The organism is Dactylosporangium sp. CS-033363 (assembly GCF_050942475.1).
GTDB lineage: Bacteria > Actinomycetota > Actinomycetes > Mycobacteriales > Micromonosporaceae > Dactylosporangium.
Window position 1 is genome coordinate 3,067,122 of record NZ_CP192032.1, and the last position, 16,807, is coordinate 3,083,928.

Annotated in this window: 11 protein-coding genes; 10 read left to right on the forward strand and 1 reads right to left on the reverse strand. The window is 71.4% G+C overall.

What is annotated here, in order from left to right; genetic code table 11:
• Nucleotides 1-84 precede the first annotated feature (84 nt).
• The 4 genes from ACQPZ4_RS14175 to ACQPZ4_RS14190 all read left to right on the forward strand — a co-directional run bounded on the left by ACQPZ4_RS14175 (nucleotide 85) and on the right by ACQPZ4_RS14190 (nucleotide 5,637).
• The gene (locus tag ACQPZ4_RS14175) at nucleotides 85-2,850 is read left to right on the forward strand and encodes a hypothetical protein (protein ID WP_433060200.1); all 2,766 of its coding nucleotides are present in this window, start codon (nucleotides 85-87) and stop codon (nucleotides 2,848-2,850) included.
• On the forward strand, nucleotides 2,847-3,227 hold the full coding sequence (locus ACQPZ4_RS14180; protein ID WP_433060203.1) for a hypothetical protein: 381 nt from the start codon (nucleotides 2,847-2,849) through the stop codon (nucleotides 3,225-3,227). The genes ACQPZ4_RS14175 and ACQPZ4_RS14180 overlap by 4 nt, the downstream gene beginning before the upstream one ends.
• On the forward strand, nucleotides 3,227-3,805 hold the full coding sequence (locus tag ACQPZ4_RS14185; RefSeq protein WP_433060205.1) for an RBBP9/YdeN family alpha/beta hydrolase: 579 nt from the start codon (nucleotides 3,227-3,229) through the stop codon (nucleotides 3,803-3,805). The genes ACQPZ4_RS14180 and ACQPZ4_RS14185 overlap by 1 nt, the downstream gene beginning before the upstream one ends.
• Before the next feature lie 71 nt (nucleotides 3,806-3,876).
• Nucleotides 3,877-5,637 carry a glycosyltransferase family 4 protein gene (locus ACQPZ4_RS14190; protein WP_433060208.1) on the forward strand — a complete coding sequence of 587 codons (1,761 nt, stop codon included), beginning with the start codon at nucleotides 3,877-3,879 and terminating at the stop codon, nucleotides 5,635-5,637.
• 6 nt (nucleotides 5,638-5,643) lie between these two features.
• On the opposite strand, the gene ACQPZ4_RS14195 is transcribed toward ACQPZ4_RS14190, so the two are convergent.
• Nucleotides 5,644-7,503: a M48 family metallopeptidase gene (locus ACQPZ4_RS14195; protein ID WP_433060211.1), complete on the reverse strand. Its 1,860-nt coding sequence runs from the start codon at nucleotides 7,501-7,503 to the stop codon at nucleotides 5,644-5,646.
• A gap of 176 nt (nucleotides 7,504-7,679) precedes the next feature.
• Here ACQPZ4_RS14195 and ACQPZ4_RS14200 point away from each other — a divergent pair, with 176 nt between their 5' ends.
• The 6 genes from ACQPZ4_RS14200 (at nucleotide 7,680) to ACQPZ4_RS14225 (ending at nucleotide 16,805) form a co-directional block, all read left to right on the forward strand.
• On the forward strand, nucleotides 7,680-9,293 hold the full coding sequence (locus tag ACQPZ4_RS14200; RefSeq protein ID WP_433060213.1) for a ricin-type beta-trefoil lectin domain protein: 1,614 nt from the start codon (nucleotides 7,680-7,682) through the stop codon (nucleotides 9,291-9,293).
• Between the two features lie 48 nt (nucleotides 9,294-9,341).
• A complete protein-coding gene (locus ACQPZ4_RS14205; protein WP_433060216.1) occupies nucleotides 9,342-11,072 on the forward strand; it encodes a carbohydrate-binding protein in 1,731 nt (576 codons plus the stop codon).
• Nucleotides 11,073-11,132: 60 nt separating this feature from the next.
• Nucleotides 11,133-12,392 (forward strand): glycosyltransferase, encoded by a 1,260-nt coding sequence (locus ACQPZ4_RS14210; RefSeq protein ID WP_433060219.1) that lies wholly within the window; start codon nucleotides 11,133-11,135, stop codon nucleotides 12,390-12,392.
• A gap of 84 nt (nucleotides 12,393-12,476) precedes the next feature.
• Complete coding sequence (locus ACQPZ4_RS14215) at nucleotides 12,477-15,689, forward strand: GH92 family glycosyl hydrolase (RefSeq protein WP_433060222.1); 3,213 nt, start codon at nucleotides 12,477-12,479, stop codon at nucleotides 15,687-15,689.
• Between the two features lie 84 nt (nucleotides 15,690-15,773).
• Nucleotides 15,774-16,274 (forward strand): hypothetical protein, encoded by a 501-nt coding sequence (locus ACQPZ4_RS14220; RefSeq protein WP_433060223.1) that lies wholly within the window; start codon nucleotides 15,774-15,776, stop codon nucleotides 16,272-16,274.
• A gap of 33 nt (nucleotides 16,275-16,307) precedes the next feature.
• Nucleotides 16,308-16,805: a phosphoribosyltransferase gene (locus tag ACQPZ4_RS14225; protein ID WP_433060225.1), complete on the forward strand. Its 498-nt coding sequence runs from the start codon at nucleotides 16,308-16,310 to the stop codon at nucleotides 16,803-16,805.
• Nucleotides 16,806-16,807 lie beyond the last annotated feature (2 nt).

Genomic DNA, 16,807 nt, shown 5'->3' on the forward strand with positions numbered 1-16,807 from the left:
AGGGATTCCGCGGACGCACCTCACCGCGTCATCCCCCCTAGGCAGGGCCGGACCCCACCGGCCACGCTGCCAGGAGGGAGTGTCGTGCCGGACTCGTTATGGCAGCACACCGCCGCCGCGCTGCGCACGGAGGGCAGCGCGGCGGCCGATGTGCTGCGCGCGGCCAGCCGCGACGTCGACCTGGCGGGTGTCCGGGTCGATCTGGATCGGCGGCAGCGCGACGGGGCGCTGTGGTTCACCCCGGTCGCCTTCGCCTTCGACCACGATCCGGCGCTGAAGGTCGACATCTACGCGCTCGGGTCGGCGCCGCGCCGGCGGGTCGAGCTCGGCCTGGCGGTGATCAGGTCGGCGCTGGAGAAGGGCGTCGACGAGCTGGGGCTGCTGGCGTACGCGATCCTGGAGGCGGAGCCGCTGCCGCACGGCTGGCGGCCGCGGCGCATCGGCGAGGCCCATCCGCCGGACCGCGCCCAGCTGATCGAGCAGATGCGGGTCTTCAAGGGCACGCCGGCCTACGACGCGGTGGAGAACGCGTTGAACAAGGGCCAGGACGTGCTGCTGCTCGGCGATCACGGCTCGGGCCGCTCGGCGCTGGCGGCGGCGCTGGCCGATGAGCGCGCCGGGGCCGGGCGGGGCGTGGTCTGGCTGGATCTCACGGACCCGGCCGACGGCCCGGAGTCGGTGGTGCGCACGCTGCTGGAGCTGGAGCAGGCCCAGGACTACCTGCTGATCGTCGACGGCCTGCACGCCAACCTGCCGATCGTGACCAACGTCTTCCGGTGCGTGAAACGGCTGCGGCAGGACTACGACCTGCCGATCCGGGTCCTGGCCATCGGGCTGCCCCCGGTCGCGGAGCTGCTGCAGCAGGGCGAGCAGCGGGTGCTCGACCTGTACGAGGTCGTGATCGACGGCCGCGACACCGTCCGGCTGATGCTGGACGAGGAGGAGGGCCTCGTCCAGGCCGACCGGTCGCGGATCGAGCGGCTGGTCGACACCGACGTCCACATGGCCGACACGGCCCTGCAGTTCTACCGGACGAACGAGCGGCGGGTGCCGACGCAGCTCGATCTGCAGGAGGAGTACACCCGCGGGACCGTCGACGAGGCGGAGCAGCGCGCGCTGTACCACCTGGCCTGTCTCGGGTCGCTCGGCCTGGTGATCGCCGCCCGCAAGGCCGTGGACCTGTTCGGGCCGGCCGTCGAGCGGCTGCACGGGCGCAAGCTGATCCACCGCACCGACGACGCGTACACGATCGGCCCGCGCCGGCGCGCCCAGCTGGTCATGCGCTATGCCCGGCGCACCTGGCCCGCCGTGTGCCGGGAGAAGCCCGAGGACATCGCGTGGCGGCACCTGCAGCGCAGCGGTACCCGCGGGATCCGGGCCGTGTTCAGCCAGCTGGACCGGTTCGTCTCGCCGGAGCAGATGCGCTGGAGCAACCTGCGCCTGCAGGCCACCTGGGACATCGTGGAGCGGGTCGACGCCACGCTGGAGGTGCTGACCAGGCGGGACCCGACGTGGGGCGGCACGCTCGGCGCGTCGGTCTTCGCGGCCACGGCGTTCATCCGCCACCGCCCCGAGGAGCCCGACCGGTGGGCCCTGGTCGCCGGGCCGATCCGCGCGAGGTGGAACTATCTCGACCCCACCGCCGCGCTGCCGGAGCCGATCGGCGAGCCGACCACCGACATCACCGACTTCCTGCACATCGTCCAGCGGATGGAGAACGAGGACCGGCTCTACTCCCCGGACCGGCACCCGTCGGGGATGGCGGCCGCGGGCATCCAGCCGGAGCGGGCGTACCGGAACTGGGCGCTCGGCCTGCTGCTCGGCCTGGAAGGCACGGCCCCGCCCGAGCACCGGGAGCGGGCGCGCATCGACGCGCTGGTCGCGATGGCCAAACGGGCGCAGGAGATCGACGGCAACTTCTACCCGGCGCGGGTGCCGTGGGTGACCGCCCGGATCGTGATCGGGCTGTGCCAGGCCGGGCACGCCGGCGACCGCGTCGTCCAGCGCGCGTGCAGCTGGCTGCTGGACCGGCTCGGCCCGGCCGCCGTGCACTGGCGCAGCGGCACCGGGGACTGGAACTCCGACGAGGCCACCACCTCCATGTGCCTGACCGGGCTGTACCTGGCCGGGTTCGTCCGCCGGGACACCATCGACTCCGCCGTGACCTGGCTGCAGGAGCGGGTGGAGGAGTGCGCCAAGCCGGACCGGGAGATCGACCTCGCGAACATGCTGGAGACGCTCGCGCTGTACACGAACTGGCCGATCCAGACGAACCTCGTGGAGCTGCTGAACCGGGTCGAGAGCGAGTCGCGGCAGCTGGTCGAACGGCCGGAACTGACCCGTGACGCCCGGCCCGAGGAGGCCCTGCGGGTGCCCTTCATCAGCTCCCAGCTGACCAACATGGCCTGGGCCCGGGTCCGCGCCGAGTTCCGCGGGCTGCTGGAGAACGTGCTCAACGGCAACGAGGACGAGGCGGTGAGCCCGCACGTGCCGGCCCAGCCCGCCGTGCCGCAGCCCGTCCCCGACGCGGTGGAGGCGGCCATGCCGAAGCTCTCCCCGGAGGAGCTGCGGCGCTGGACCGACGCCGCCGAGCAGCTGCACCAGCGCCTCGAGCAGCAGCTGCGGGTGCGCAGCGGCCCGGCCGTCTCGGGCGCGCCGTCGGTGCAGCAGAAGCTCAACCAGCTGCAGAAGCAGCGCGACCTCTACCAGACCCTCAACCAGCTGCTCAGCCCGGACGCGCCGCGGGAGGTGCTCACGGCGCTCGACGAGCTCGGGCGCGAGGTGTGCGGGGGAGCCTGGCCGCTGCAACTGCCCTTCCCGTCGGCTGACGACGCCGGCGGCCCGCGGTGAAGCTGCGGCTGCCCGGTCCCTCGTCGCTGAACTTCCTGGCCGGCATCTTCGCCGGCGCCGGGATCAACCTGCTCACGTCCGTCGCGACCGGGCCCGAGGGCACGGTGAGCACCGGCAAGGTCGCCGTCGACTCGCTGTGCTGGGTGGCCGCGGCGGGCTTCCTGACCTGGGCCGCGCAGCTCGTCGAGCACGGTGAGCGGGACGCCGACCTGTACATCGACCGCGAGTTCAGCGACGAGGAGAAGCGCGAGATCCGGGAACAGTACATCGGTGCGGCGATGCGCAAGGCCTGGGCGCCGCTGATCGGTACGCTCGTGGCATTCGTCCTGGCGCTTCTGCTGCTGCCGGGCCTTATCCATTGGGCAGAGTTGTTCTGATGAGCCGTTTCCTGATTCTGCACGGCTGGGAGAACCAGCGTCCGGTCGGTCACTGGCAGTTCTGGCTCGCCGGGCGGCTGCGCGCCGCCGGGCACGACGTCGACTACCCGCAGCTGCCGGAGCCCGACCGGCCCGTGCTCAAGGACTGGCTGGGCGCGATCGAGCAGGCGATCACCCGCGAGCCCGGCCAGGGGCTGGCCGTCGTCGCGCACAGCCTGTCGTGCGTGGCGTGGCTGCACCTGGCCGCGCAGGGCAGCGTGCACCTGCCGGTGGACCGGGTGCTGCTGGTGGCGCCGCCGAGCCCCGAGTTCCTGGCCCGCACCGAGGCGCTGCGGCACTTCGCGCCGCCGATGGCCGCCCTGGACGCGGTGCGGGCCTCCTCGGCCGCGCCGCCGCGGCTGGTATGTGCGGACGCGGACCCCTACTGCGAGCCGCCCGCCGACGAGCGGTACGCGGGGCTGTTCGACGTCGACCGGATCGACGGGGCGGGGCACGTGGACATGGTCGCCGGGTACGGGCGCTGGCACTCGGCCCTGCGCTGGTGCGAGGACCCGGAACACCGGCTCGGGGTCGACTGACAAGATCGCTCCCGGTGTACGCTTGCCGACGCCCGGTAGCGGCGGTGGCGCGACCTGCCTAGCATCGCGGCATGGACGTGATCGCCGATCTCGCCCGCCCCTTCCTCGACGGCACCCCCACCAGCCAGGCCGCCGCCGTGGATCAGTTCCGCGTGCGCCTCGCGGAACTGCTGCACGCCGAGGTCGCGGCCAAGGGTCTCGACACGCCGCCGATCGAGGTCGTGCGCCCGGGCCGGCCGATGCTCGTCGTCGACGTGGCGGTCTGGCCCACCGCGGAGCTCCCGAGCAGCCTTCCCGACAAGATCCAGAAGTTGTACCGCGGGGTCGGGCGCTACCGGGAGCGGCACGCCGCCGCCGACCTCGCGCAGTTCGTGGTGGTGGCCGGGCGGCACCCGGTCGACCTGGAGCCGATCGCCGCCGGGCTGGGCCGGCTGGGCCTGTCCCGGATCGCGGTCTGCGTCGCCGCCGAATCCCCGTCGTGGTACCGCCTGGGCGGCATCGAGTTCGAGCCGCTCCCCGATCTGAACGCGACCGTCAGCCACCTGCTCGGCACCGAGCCGTCCCCGCCGCCGTCGCAGCCCGCGCGCGCCGAGCCCCGCCCCGAGCCGGTTGTACCCCGGCTGCGAGTGCTGCTCGTGGGCGACGAGTGGCGCTCCAGTACCGGCGGAATCTCCACCGTCAACCGCGAGCTCGCCATCGCCCTGGCCGCGGCCGGCGCCGAGGTGCACGCGCTCGTGCCGCGGGCCGGCGCCGGGCTGCGCGAGGAGGCGCGCGCGGCGGGCGTGCATCTCGTGGCGCCGGTCGAGCTGCCCGGGCTCTCCGACCGCGAACTGCTGCTGCTCCCGGCCGGCTGCGCGGTGTGCGCGGGCGGCTTCGAGCCGGACCTGATCGTCGGGCACGGCCGGGTGCTCGGCCCGTTGGCGCTGGCGGTGTGCCGCTCCCACTATCCGCGGGCCCGGCGGCTGCACATCGTGCACACCGACGCCGAGCGGCTCGAGGGGGCCAAGGAGGTGCCCGGCGGTGCCTCGCGGATGGCGACCGCGGCCCAGCGCCGCCGGCTCGAGGAGGAGCTGGCCGAAACCGCCGACTGCATCGCCGGCGTCGGCCCGCTGCTGGCCCGCACCATCCGCAACGGCCTGCGCGACGGCCAGGGCCCGCGCACGGTGCTGAACCTGGTGCCGGGGCTGCGCGACTGGGGGAGAGTGGCCGACCCCGAGGACCCGCCCGAGGAGCGCCAGGTGCTGCTGCTGGCCCGCGCGGAGGACAGCGCGTCGAAGGGCCTGGACTACGCCGTCGACGCGGTGCGGCGCGCGGTGGACCGGCTGCGCGGCGGCGCGGGCGCGCGGCCCCGGCTGATCATCCGGGGCGTGCAGGCGGCCGACGACGCGACGGTCAAGGACGGCCTCGACGCCCTGCGGAAGCTGGCGCCGGGCGTGGAGGTGACCCGCCGCGAGTACACGTCCGACCCCGACGACCTGCGCCGCGACCTGTTCGGCTCGGCGGTCGTGATCATGCCGTCCCGGCACGAGGGGTTCGGGCTGGCGGCGTACGAGGCGATCGCGGCCGGCGTACCGGTGCTGATCACGTCGAACAGCGGCCTCGCCGAGCTGCTGCGGGGTCTCCCGGCCGACGGGGGCCGTCCCGTGCAGCGGGAAATCGTCCCGATGGACGGGACCGACGACGAGATCGCCGAGCGCTGGGGCGAGGCGCTGGCCCGGGCCCTGGAGGACCCCCGGGCCGCCTTCCGGCGGGCCCGGGAGCTGCGGTCGCAGATCATCGAGCGGTACACCTGGGAACGCACGGTCGCCCAGATCCTCGCCCTGGTGACCTGAGCCGCCTCAGGAGGCCTGCGGCTGGGCGAGATACGGCTGCAGGGCGGCCGCGAGCAGCTCCCGGTCGTTCTTGTCCAGCGACTCCCCGGTCCACGTCTCGGCCAGCTCCAGCGTCTCGCCGCTGTGCAGGGTCAACCGCACCTTGATCGGTACGTTCTTGAGCACCTCGGCCGCGCGAATGTCCTCGTACGCCACGAACCGGTGCTGCTGGGCCAGCTGCGTGACGGGCGCGGACTGCAGGATCTCGATCAGGCGCTTCTTGCCGTCGTCGGTCGACTTCGGGCCGGGCACCAGGACCAGCCCGTTGGACAGCAGCAGCACGTCGAAGCGCAGCTTGCCCGGCGCGTTCATGTTCGCGATGCCGCCGATGACCTCGCCCCCGTCGGCGGTGGCCACGGCCGACTGCTGCTGGACCGCCCGCACGTCGATGCCGGCCTCGGCCAGGCGCTGCCGGGCGGCCGGCACCGACTCGGCCGCGGTCGCCAGCCGGGCGATCTCGATGATCGGCAGGTCGCTGCCGTCGGCCCGGGCGAACGAGGCGCCGGCGGTCCACGAGTGCTTCCAGCGGCCGATGCCCCCGCTGCGCGCGGCCAGCCCGATGGCCGAGTCGATCCGGTCGGCCAGGATCTCGCGCTGCTCCTGCGGGTTGCCGTGCGGGTTGACCGCGCGGCCCAGGTCGCCCGCCCCGCCCCGCTCGACGATGTGCAGCACCAGCCCCAGATCCCCCTGCGGCGCCCCGGCCAGCCGCGCCGCGGCCCGGAACAGCGCGTCGGTGTCGAGCTGGGCCCGCGCCGCGATGCTCGCGTCGGTCAGCTCGTCCCACGACAGCAGCGTCTTGTCCTCGATGTTCAGCGCGGCCCGCTGCAGCCGCACGGCGAGCCCGGCCGGGTCCCCGAGCAGCGCCGCGGCCGGCCGGTTGTCGACCGCCACGCCCGAGTCCGGCATGGCCTCCATGGCCCGGATGCGGTCCGCGATCGGCGGGTGCGAGTCCCACCGCGAGCGCTCCTCCTCCGGCGTCGAGTCCCGCAGCTTGGCGAGCTGCCCGGAGCGCCCGCGCAGCAGCTGGGCGAACCCGCCGAAGACGTCGCGCGGGGCGAGCTTGGCGTCCCAGCCGATCGTCACGTAGTTGTTGACGAAGAACGTCCACGCCGTGCCCACGACCGCGAGGTCCCGCATCGCGCTCACGGCCGCCGCCCGCCCGGCGATGCGCACCGAGAACTCGTCGGCCTCGTACTCCATCCGCCGGCTCACCGCCTGCTCGACCAGGATGTACAGCCGCGCGTAGGTCCGGAACACGAACCCGGCCAGGCTCGACGGTCCCACCTGGACGATCGTCTGCACGATGGCCATCCGCCCCCGGTGCGCGAGGGCGCCGAGCTTGGTGTGGCTGCCGGAGTAGTGCCCGAGCTCGTGTGCCAGCACCGAACTCAGCTGCGCGACGCTGAACGCCTGCAGGAGGGGGAGCCCCACGTACATGATCCGCCGCCCACCGGCGAGGCCGAGGAACCGCGTGTGCTCGGCGACGGCCGCGTTGACGTCCGGAATGAGCCGGATCTCGTCGGGCGCGCGAGTCCCGACCTGATGCGCCAGCTCGTGCGCGGTGTCCCACAGCCCGCGCGCCTCGTGCGGCGCGAGCGGCAGCCCCTCGGGCTCGCCGGGCTTGGCCGTGAGGATCTTCCAGAACGCCACGATGAGCCCGACCGCCACCGCGATGGTCAGGAACGCCAGCTTCCCCGCCGCGGCTCCGGGATGCTCGTTCCACAGCCAGACGGTGGCCCACCCGAGCCCCCCGATGAGCGCGATGGCGAGCAGGTAGAACCCGGCGAGCAGCACGACCGAGATGGCGGCCCGGATGGTGGTCTTCATGGCTTTCGTCCCCCGTATGTGTGAACGGCTCACATTATGCGTAACAGGGGGCCGCCTGTCTGTCCCGGGATCCGGCTGTTACCCAAGGTCATCGCACCGCGACAGGGGGCGTGAAACGTTCATGGGGCTTTCGAAAACGCTTCGGAAAGATCGGCGAGCTTCGTAGCGTACGCGGCATGCTACGACGGTTTCTCGTCGTGCTCATGCTCATCGTGCCGCTGTTCGCAGTGGCACCGGCGGCCGCCACCGCCTCGACGTTTGCGCCGGGGAACGGGCGGTTGTTGTTCGTGGGACAGTCCACGAAAACGGCGTGGGACGACTACACATCGTTCGCCGCCGCCCCCAGTGGCGGCTCCGTCTACTACGAGGTCAAGTCGGGCACCTGGGTGAACCAGGGGCACAAGGACTACGCGACCTTCCTGGCCCAGCAGGGCAAGATGATCCAGGTCGGGGTCTCCTGGAAGGACAACCCGCCCGGCTTCGGCGGCGGGGACGAGAACGCCAAGGCCGCGCGGTCCCGCCAGGTCACCGCGGAGCTGGCCGCCGGACAGTACGCGGCGCAGTTCAACCAGCTCATCGCGTTCATCAACCAGTACCCGAACGCGAAGTTCTTCCTGCGCCTCGACTACGAGGTGTCGAGCTTCTACCACTGCACCGACGCGTCCTGCTCGTCGTACAAGGGCGCGTTCGCGAAGATCCGCCAGCTCATCGACGGGGCGAAGCGGCAGGACAACGTCACGTACGTCTACCACCCGGTGCGCGGCGAGTACGAGGCCATGTACCCGGGTGACAACGTGGTGGACTGGGTCGGCGTGTCGGTGTTCGCGCACGAGCTGTGCATGCCGATCTACGACAACGGCTACCTGTACAACGGCACCCCGCCGCAGAACTACGACACCGGCGCCCTGCAGTGCCGCAACGCGTACATCGGCACGGACAGCAACGGCAACCAGGCCGCCGTGTGGAAGAACTGGGACTACGACGGCAACGTGCTGAAGATGATGAAGTTCAGCAAGGACCACGCGAAGCCGATGATCGTGTCGGAGTCCGGGATGATGAACTTCACCGACAACGGCGGCGACACCTCCGGGCAGGAGGCGGCCCGCGGCAACACGTGGGTGCAGCGGCTGTTCGGCCTCATGAACTACAACGGGCCGATCCCGAACAGTTCGGGCACTTACGACCTCAGCAACGTCATCAAGGCCGCCGTCTATATCGATCTGGATTTCCGGTACGGCTGGGACGGCATCAACGACGGCAGCTTCGACTTTCCGGTGAATTCGACGTGGTTCGTCGACGGCCGTCTGTCGCAGTATCCCGGGGCGAAGGCGTCGTTCTGTCAGGGCCTCAGTGACCGTGGATTCGTCACGACGTGCTCAGGCTCGAGCGGTACCACCGCGAACCGCATCATCGGCGCCGGCTCGAACCGCTGCGTCGACGTGTCCGGGGGCAGCGCGGCCGACGGGGCGGCGGTGCAGCTCTGGGACTGCCTGGGCAACAGCGCGCAGACCTGGCGGCGCAACGGGGACACCTGGGTCAACGGCTCCGGCAAGTGCCTCGACGTGACCGGCAACGGCACCGCCGACGGCGTGAAGGTCCAGCAGTGGACGTGCCTGGGCAACGGGGCACAGCGCTGGGTCGTGCAGTCCAACGGCACCATGCTCAACCCGCAGTCCGGCAAGTGTCTGGACGCGACCGGCTGGGGTACCACCAACGGCACCCGCCTGCAGATCTGGACGTGCGGAACGGGGCCGCAGTCCAACCAAACGTGGCGCCTCGCAACCGCCTGACACCCCGACAAGAAAGGTCCGACACCCCCAATGTCCTCGCGTAAACGCATGCTGCTCGGAGCCGGCCTGGCCATCGCGGCCGCCGTCTCCGTGCCGATCCTCAACGCGCTCCCGGCCGCCGCCGTGGCCGGGCGCAACCTCCCCGCCAACGGCAAGGTCCTCTCCCTCATCGGGCAGAGCACGCCTGACCTGTCCGCGTACAAGACGCAGGTCCTCGACACCGACGCGAGCATGCCGCGGCCGGGTGGCATCACGCTGTACACCAACATCACCCCCGGTGTCTGCAACGGCCTCAGCGGCTCGTGCAACCTCAACGGCAACGTCACCGACTTCGGCCAGACGCTGTCGCAGTACCCGGGCGCGGCCGTCGCGGTCGGGCTCTACCTCGCCGACGGGCCGGGCTGCGCCAACCAGCCGCTGCGCGCGCTCATCGGCCGCCAGGACGCCGACATCGCCGGCGGGCTGGGCCAGCAGTACCGGCAGAACCTCGACAACCTCGTGACGTACCTGAAGAACACCAACCGCTCCGTGTACCTGCGGGTCGGCTACGAGTTCGACGGCCCGTGGAACTGCTACAACACCGACTTCTACAAGCAGGCGTTCCGGTACGTGAAGGGCCGCATCGACGCCCTCGGCGCGGCCAACATCGCCACGGTGTGGCAGAGCGCGACCTACGCCAAGGACGGCGACGCCAACTACAAGTTCGACTTCAGCAACCCCAACCACCTCGCCGACTGGTACCCGGGCGACGACGTGGTCGACTGGGTCGGCATGAGCACCTTCTACTGGGACGCGACCTACCGGCAGTACCAGTGGGCGTGCGACACCCCGACCAGCAGCCCGAAGGTGCTCTACGACCGGGCGCTGAACTTCGCCCGCGGGCACAACAAGCCGGCCATGATCGCCGAGGCGACCCCGCAGGCGTACCGCACCGCCAACCTCGACGCCTCCTGCACGAACGTCAACAACCGCATCTCGCTGAACGGTGACTGGACGAAGATCGGCAGCTGGTACGACCAGTACTTCTCCTACATCACCGCGAACACCGACGTGCTGCGGGCGGCCGCGTACATCAACAGCAACTGGGAGGCCATCGCCCAGTTCGCCTGCCCGCCGGGTTCGACCGCGGGCTCGCCGAACTGCACCGACGGCTACTGGGGCAACAGCCGCGTGCAGGACAACGCCAACATCCGGGCGAACTTCAAGCGCGAGCTGCAGAACTCCGTGTTCGTCAACGGCACGCTGTCGGGCCGCGGCGCGAACTGGGGCGGCGGCACCACGAACCCGACCACGAACCCGCCGACTTCACCGACAACCACCCCGCCGACTTCGCCGACCACCACCCCGCCGACCGGAGGCGGTGGCAACCGCAACGCCTTCTCCACCATTGAGGCGGAGTCGTACAACTCCCAGAGCGGCACGCAGATCGTGACCACCTCCACCGCCAGTGGCGGCAAGGAAGTGGGTTACACCAGCAACAACGACTGGATGAAGTACGACGGCGTCAACTTCGCCGGCCGCAACCCCAACATGGTGACCTTCCGCTACTCGTCCGGCCGCGCCACCAACCAGGCCTTCACGCTCGAGTTCCACGCGGGCTCGGCCACCGGCCCGGTCATCGCCGCGCCCGGCCTGCTGGGCACCGGCAGCTGGACGTCGTACAAGGAGATCTCCTTCAACGTCAGCAACCTGCCCGCCGGCACCACCTCCATCACCGCGGTCGTGAAGGTCGGCGACTCCGCCGACGTCCTCGACCTCGACTGGTTCAAGTTCGTGTAAGTCCCGAACCCGACAGGGCCGGCGCCGAACCATGGCGCCGGCCTTTTCGTGTTCGGTGACATGTCCCATTTCCTGTTCGCATCCATGCCGCAGGCGGGCCACACCAACCCGCTCAAGCCGATCGCCCGCGCCCTGATCGCGGCCGGTCACACGGTCGACTGGTACACGGGCCGCGACCAGAACGTCGGCGCGACCGGCGCCACCCACCGCCCGATGCACCCCGACCTCGACGGCCCGCCGCCGCGAAGCGAGCACACGGGCCTGGCCGGCATCCGCTGGGACCTCAAGCACCTCTTCCTGGATCCGGTACCGCTGCAGGTCACCGAACTGACGTCGCTCGTCACGCAAACGCGGCCGACGGCCCTGATCGCCGACATGGGCTTCTTCGGCGCCGGTGCGCTGCACGAGCTCACCGGCATCGACTGGATTTCGGTCGGGATCACGCCGCTGCCGATCCCGAGTCGCGACACGGCGCCCTTCGGCACCGCCCTGCCGCCGTCGGCCACCGCGCTCGGCCGGCTGCGCAACCGGGTGCTCTACGCGCTGATGAACCGCCTGGTCCTGCGCGATGTCCACCGCCACTGGCAGGACGTCCGGGCCCGCATCGAGCTCCCGCCGGCCCGCACGTCCCCGCTGGCCGGCATCTCGCCGCTGCTGCACCTGCAGAACGGCGTCGGGGAGTTCGAGTACTACCGTTCCGACCTGCCCGAGCAGGTCCGCTTCGTGGGCTCCCTCGCGGACGACTCCGGCGCCCCGTTCGACCCGCCCGCCTGGTGGCTCGACGTCATCGCCGGCGAGCGCCCGGTCGTGCACGTCACCCAGGGCACCGTCGCCAACGACGACCTCGGCGCGCTCGTCGCCCGCACCGCGCGGGTGCTCGCGGACGACGACGTGCTCGTCGTGGCCACCACCGGCGGGGCCGACCCGGCGGTGCTGGGGGAGCTGCCGGGCAACGCCCGCGCGGCGCGGTTCATCCCGCACCGGTACCTGCTGCCGTACACGAGCGCGATGGTGACCAACGGCGGGTACGGCGGCGTGCAGACCGCCCTCGCGCACGGCGTGCCGCTCGTGGTGGCCGGCGCGACCGAGGACAAGCCCGAGGTCGCGGCCCGCGTCGAGCACGCCGGGGCCGGGCGGCGGCTGCGCTCCGCGGCGCCCGCCGACGCCGACCTGCACGCGGCGATCCTGCAGGTGCTGGGCGATCCGGCGTTCCGGCGGGGCGCGAACCGGCTGCGCGACGCGTACGCCCGGATCGACACCGCGGCCGAGGTCGTCCGCCTCGTCGAGGGCGTCACCAAGCCCGCAATTGTCAAGTATTGACAGATCTCCCTGGAATGGGAGAACCTTCACGAGCGTCGATTCGGCGGTCGGCGGCCACTCACCTGGTTGATCGATCGGAGCGACGTGAGAAGGCTGCTCTGCAACGTCCTGGCCGCGGCATGCGCCGCCGCCGTTACCGTGACCGCCCTCGGTGCGCCCGCCCGGGCCGCCGTACCCGCCGACCTCACTGGTCTCGTCAATCCGTTGATCGGGACGCAGAAGGAGGGCAACACGTTTCCCGGTGCGGCGCTGCCGTTCGGGATGGTGCAGGTCAGCCCGGACACCGGCTGGGGGACCGGCTACAACTACGACCACACGAAGGTCTGGGGCTTCTCGCAGACCCACCTGTCCGGCGTCGGCTGCCCCGTCGCCGGCGAGGTGCCGCTCATGCCGACCGTCGGGGCGGTCAGCAGCAACGACCCCAACACGTACGGCCAGCCCCTCAACCACGCGCAGGAGCAGGCGACCCCGGGCTACTACCGGCTCGGGATGGCCAACGGCGTCACCGCCGAGCTGAGCGCGACGCTGCGCACGGGCTGGCAGCGGTACACCTTCCCGGCCGGCACCCAGTCCAACGTGCTGTTCAACACCGCCCAGACGCGCGGCTCGGCCACGGGCGCGAGCAGCTCCAGCGTGTCCATTGTGGGCAGTGACACGGTCGAGGGCTCGGTGACCGTCGGCGGCTTCTGCGGCTCATCGCCCGCACATACGGTCTACTTCACGGCCCAGTTCAGCCGGGCCTTCGCCTCGTTCGGCACCTGGTCGGGCTCGACGTTCACGAGCGGCTCCCGCGCCTCGTCGGGCAGCGGGTCGCGCGGCGGCTGGGCGCGCTTCGACACCAGCTCCGACCGCACGGTGACGGTCAAGGTGGGCCTGTCCTACACGGGCCTGCCGGGCGCGCGGGCCAACCTGAGCGCCGAGACGTCGGCGGTCGGATTCGGCTTCGATTCGGTACGGACGGCCGCTCACGACACCTGGAACGCCAAGCTGCACAAGGCGGAGGTCGACGGCGGGACGACGGACCGGCAGGTCGCGTTCTACACGTCGCTGTACCACTCCCTGCTGCACCCGAACCTCGCCGGCGACGTGGACGGCAGCTACCGCGGCTTCGACAACGCCGTGCACACGGCTTCGGGGTACACGCCGTACCAGAACTTCTCGCTCTGGGACACGTATCGCGCGCAGAACCAGCTCGTGGCACTGCTGGAGCCGCAGGTGGCCCGCGACTCCGCGCTCTCGCTGCTCGCCGTGGACCGCGAGCTCGGCTGGCTGCCGCGGTGGGCGCTGGACAACACCGAGACGAACACGATGACCGGCGACCCGGTGACGCCGTTCCTCGTCGACCTGTGGGCGCGCGGGCTGCTGTCGGGCTACGAGGAGCAGTTCTACACCGCGCTGCGCAAGAACGCGACGGGGGCCCCGCCGGCGTCGACCGGGCTCAACGGCCGCAACGGCAACCCGTACTACACGGCGCTCGGGTACATCCCGACCGGCGTCACGTGCACGCCGACGAACCAGTTCGACCATGACTGCCAGTACCCGAGTTCGTCCACATTGGAGTACGCGGCGGCGGACTCGGCACTGTCCATCATGGCCAGAGCGCTCGGGCATACCGCGGACGCCGACGCCTTCGCCGCGCGCGGCCAGAACTACCGCAACCTCTTCGACCCGTCGATCGGCTTCTTCCGGCCCCGCAACGCCAACGGCGTCTTCGCGCCCACCTACTCGCCGACGGACGGCGCGCACACGTTCCACGAGGCGGGCGCGTACCAGTACCAGTGGCTCGTCCCGCAGGACCCCGACGGCCTGGTCTCGCTGCTCGGCGGCAAGGGCGGCACGAACACCCGCCTGGACCAGTTCTTCGCGTACAGCGACCTGCTGGCCGACCCGTCCGGCACCGCGCACACCAAGTGGGTCAACGGCGCCTACGACTACTACAGCTTCACGACGTACAACCCGAACAACGAGCCGGACCTGCTCGCGCCCTACACCTACCTGTGGACGGGTCAGCCCTACAAGACCGCCACGGTACTGCGCGCGGCCTACACGCTGTTCGCCAACGGCCCCAACGGCGTCACCGGAAACGATGACCTCGGCACCATGTCGGCCTGGTACGTGTTCTCGTCCCTCGGCCTGTACCCCCTCATGAACGGCGCCAACTTCTACGGGGTGAGCACCCCGCAGTTCCCCTCGGCCAAGGTGACCGTCGGCTCGTTCGGCTCCCAGCAGGGCGGCACGCTCAACATCAGCGCGGCCGGCGTCAGCGACACCAACCGCTACATCGGCACCGCCACGCTCGGCGGCACGGCCTTCACCCGCACCTGGCTGTCCCAGTCGGACATCGCCCACGGTGCATCCCTCAACTACACCGTCTCCGGTACCCCCAGTGCCTGGGGCACCGCCGCCGGCGACACGCCCCCGTCGGCGAACCACACGAGTCCCCCGGCCGCGACGGCGAACCTGGCGCAGGGCAAGCCCGCGACCGGATCGGCGTCGTGCGCGTCCACGGAGGGCCCGGACAAGGCGGTCAACGGCAGCGTCACGGGCGGCAACACCGACAAGTTCTGCTCGGGCGTCACCGGCGCCTGGCTGCAGGTCGACCTCGGCTCGGCGCAGACGGTGAACCGCCTCGTGGTCAAGCACGCGGGCGCGGGCGGGGAGCAGGGCGCGTACAACACGAAGGCCTTCACCCTCCAGACGTCGACGGACGGCTCGAACTGGGCCACGCCGGTGACGGTGACGAACAACGCGGATCCCGTGACGACTCACCAGATCCCGGCCACGACGGCGCGTTACATCCGGATGAACGTGACCACCCCGACCCAGACGTCGGACACGGCCACCCGCATCTACGAGCTCGAGGCGTACGGCCAGTCGCTCACGAACTTCGCCCTCAACCGCCCCGTCACGGCCTCCCCGGCGTGCACGTCGACGGAGGGCCCGGAGAAGGCCGTGAACGGCAGCGTCACGGGCGGCAACGCCGACAAGTACTGCTCCCTGTCGGCCAATGCCACGCTCCAGGTGGACCTGGGCGCGTCCCGCCCGATCACCCGCTTCGAACTGGCCCACGCCCAGGCCGGCGGCGAGTCGGCGGACTGGAACACCAAGGCCTACACCATCGACGTCTCGAATGACGGCACCACGTGGACCAGGGCGGTGACGGTCACCAACAACACGGCGGCGAACACCGCGCACGCGGTGACCTCGTCGGCCCGGTACGTCCGCCTCACGGTCGGCACCCCGACCCAGACGACCGATACCGCAACCCGCATCTACGAGTTCCGCGTCCTGGGGTGATTGAACGGGTGACCCGCGGGTGATTCGTCTGCTCACCCGCTGACGACAGGATCGGCGAGGGCCGATGAGGCTTACGTTCTTTGCATGCCTCCGGCCCTCGTTCGCCCGTACGTTCGCGTCATCCCCATCGCGCACATCCCCCCGGCCCCGTCCAGGCGCTCGACGGTCCCGATCCGCACCACCCCGCCGGCGTACCGCGCCCGGCACGACGTCCAGCCCCCCGCTCAGCCCACCGCCCAACCCCCGCAAGGCCGGCCCCGGCACACCCGACGCCGCCGCCGGGGCCCGGCCCTCGCCTGGGGCGCGCTGTTGGTCACCCTCGCCACAACAGCCATCACCCTGCGCCCCGGCGAGGAGCCGCTGCTGTCGGCGGCCGCCCCCGCCGCCGACTCGGCTCACCTGGAAATCGCCATGGTCCCAGCCCCGGTCACGCAAGCGGTGCTGGCGGCCTCAACCGTCCGCCGCCGCCCGGACGCGGCCCCCACCCCCGTGGCCGCGCCTGCGGCGGCGTCGGCGGCGTCTTCGGCCTCTGGGAAATCGACCAAGGCCACGACGCAGTCGAAAGCCACCACCCGGAAGAAGTAGCCTCGCAACCATCGGCCGGTATGCTTCCCGCACATGGAGCAGCCTGAGCGGGAAGTGCTCGACTGGCAGACCTTCGGCAGCGCCGCCCGCGAGCTGGCGCAGTCCATAGCCGACGACGGCTTCCGCCCGGACCTGGTCCTGAGCGTGGCGAGAGGCGGCCTGCTGGTGGCGGGCGCCCTGAGCTACGCCCTGGACGTGAAGAGCATCCACATGCTGAACGTCCTGTACTACACCGGCATCGACCAGCGCCTGGACGCCCCGCTGATCCTGGACCCCAAGCCGGACCTCGCCGACCTGGCCGCCGCCCGAATCCTGATCGCCGACGACGTGGCCGACACCGGCGCAACGCTGGAAACGGTCCGCAACTTCTGCGCCGGCCGCGTGGCCGAGGTGCGCTGCGCGGTGCTGTACGAAAAGCCGGAGTCAACGGTCCGCTGCGAATACGTCTGGCGCCGCACCGACCGGTGGATCAACTTCCCGTGGTCGAGCCTCCCGCCGGTCACCGATCCGACCGCTCCGGTGACCGGCTGAGC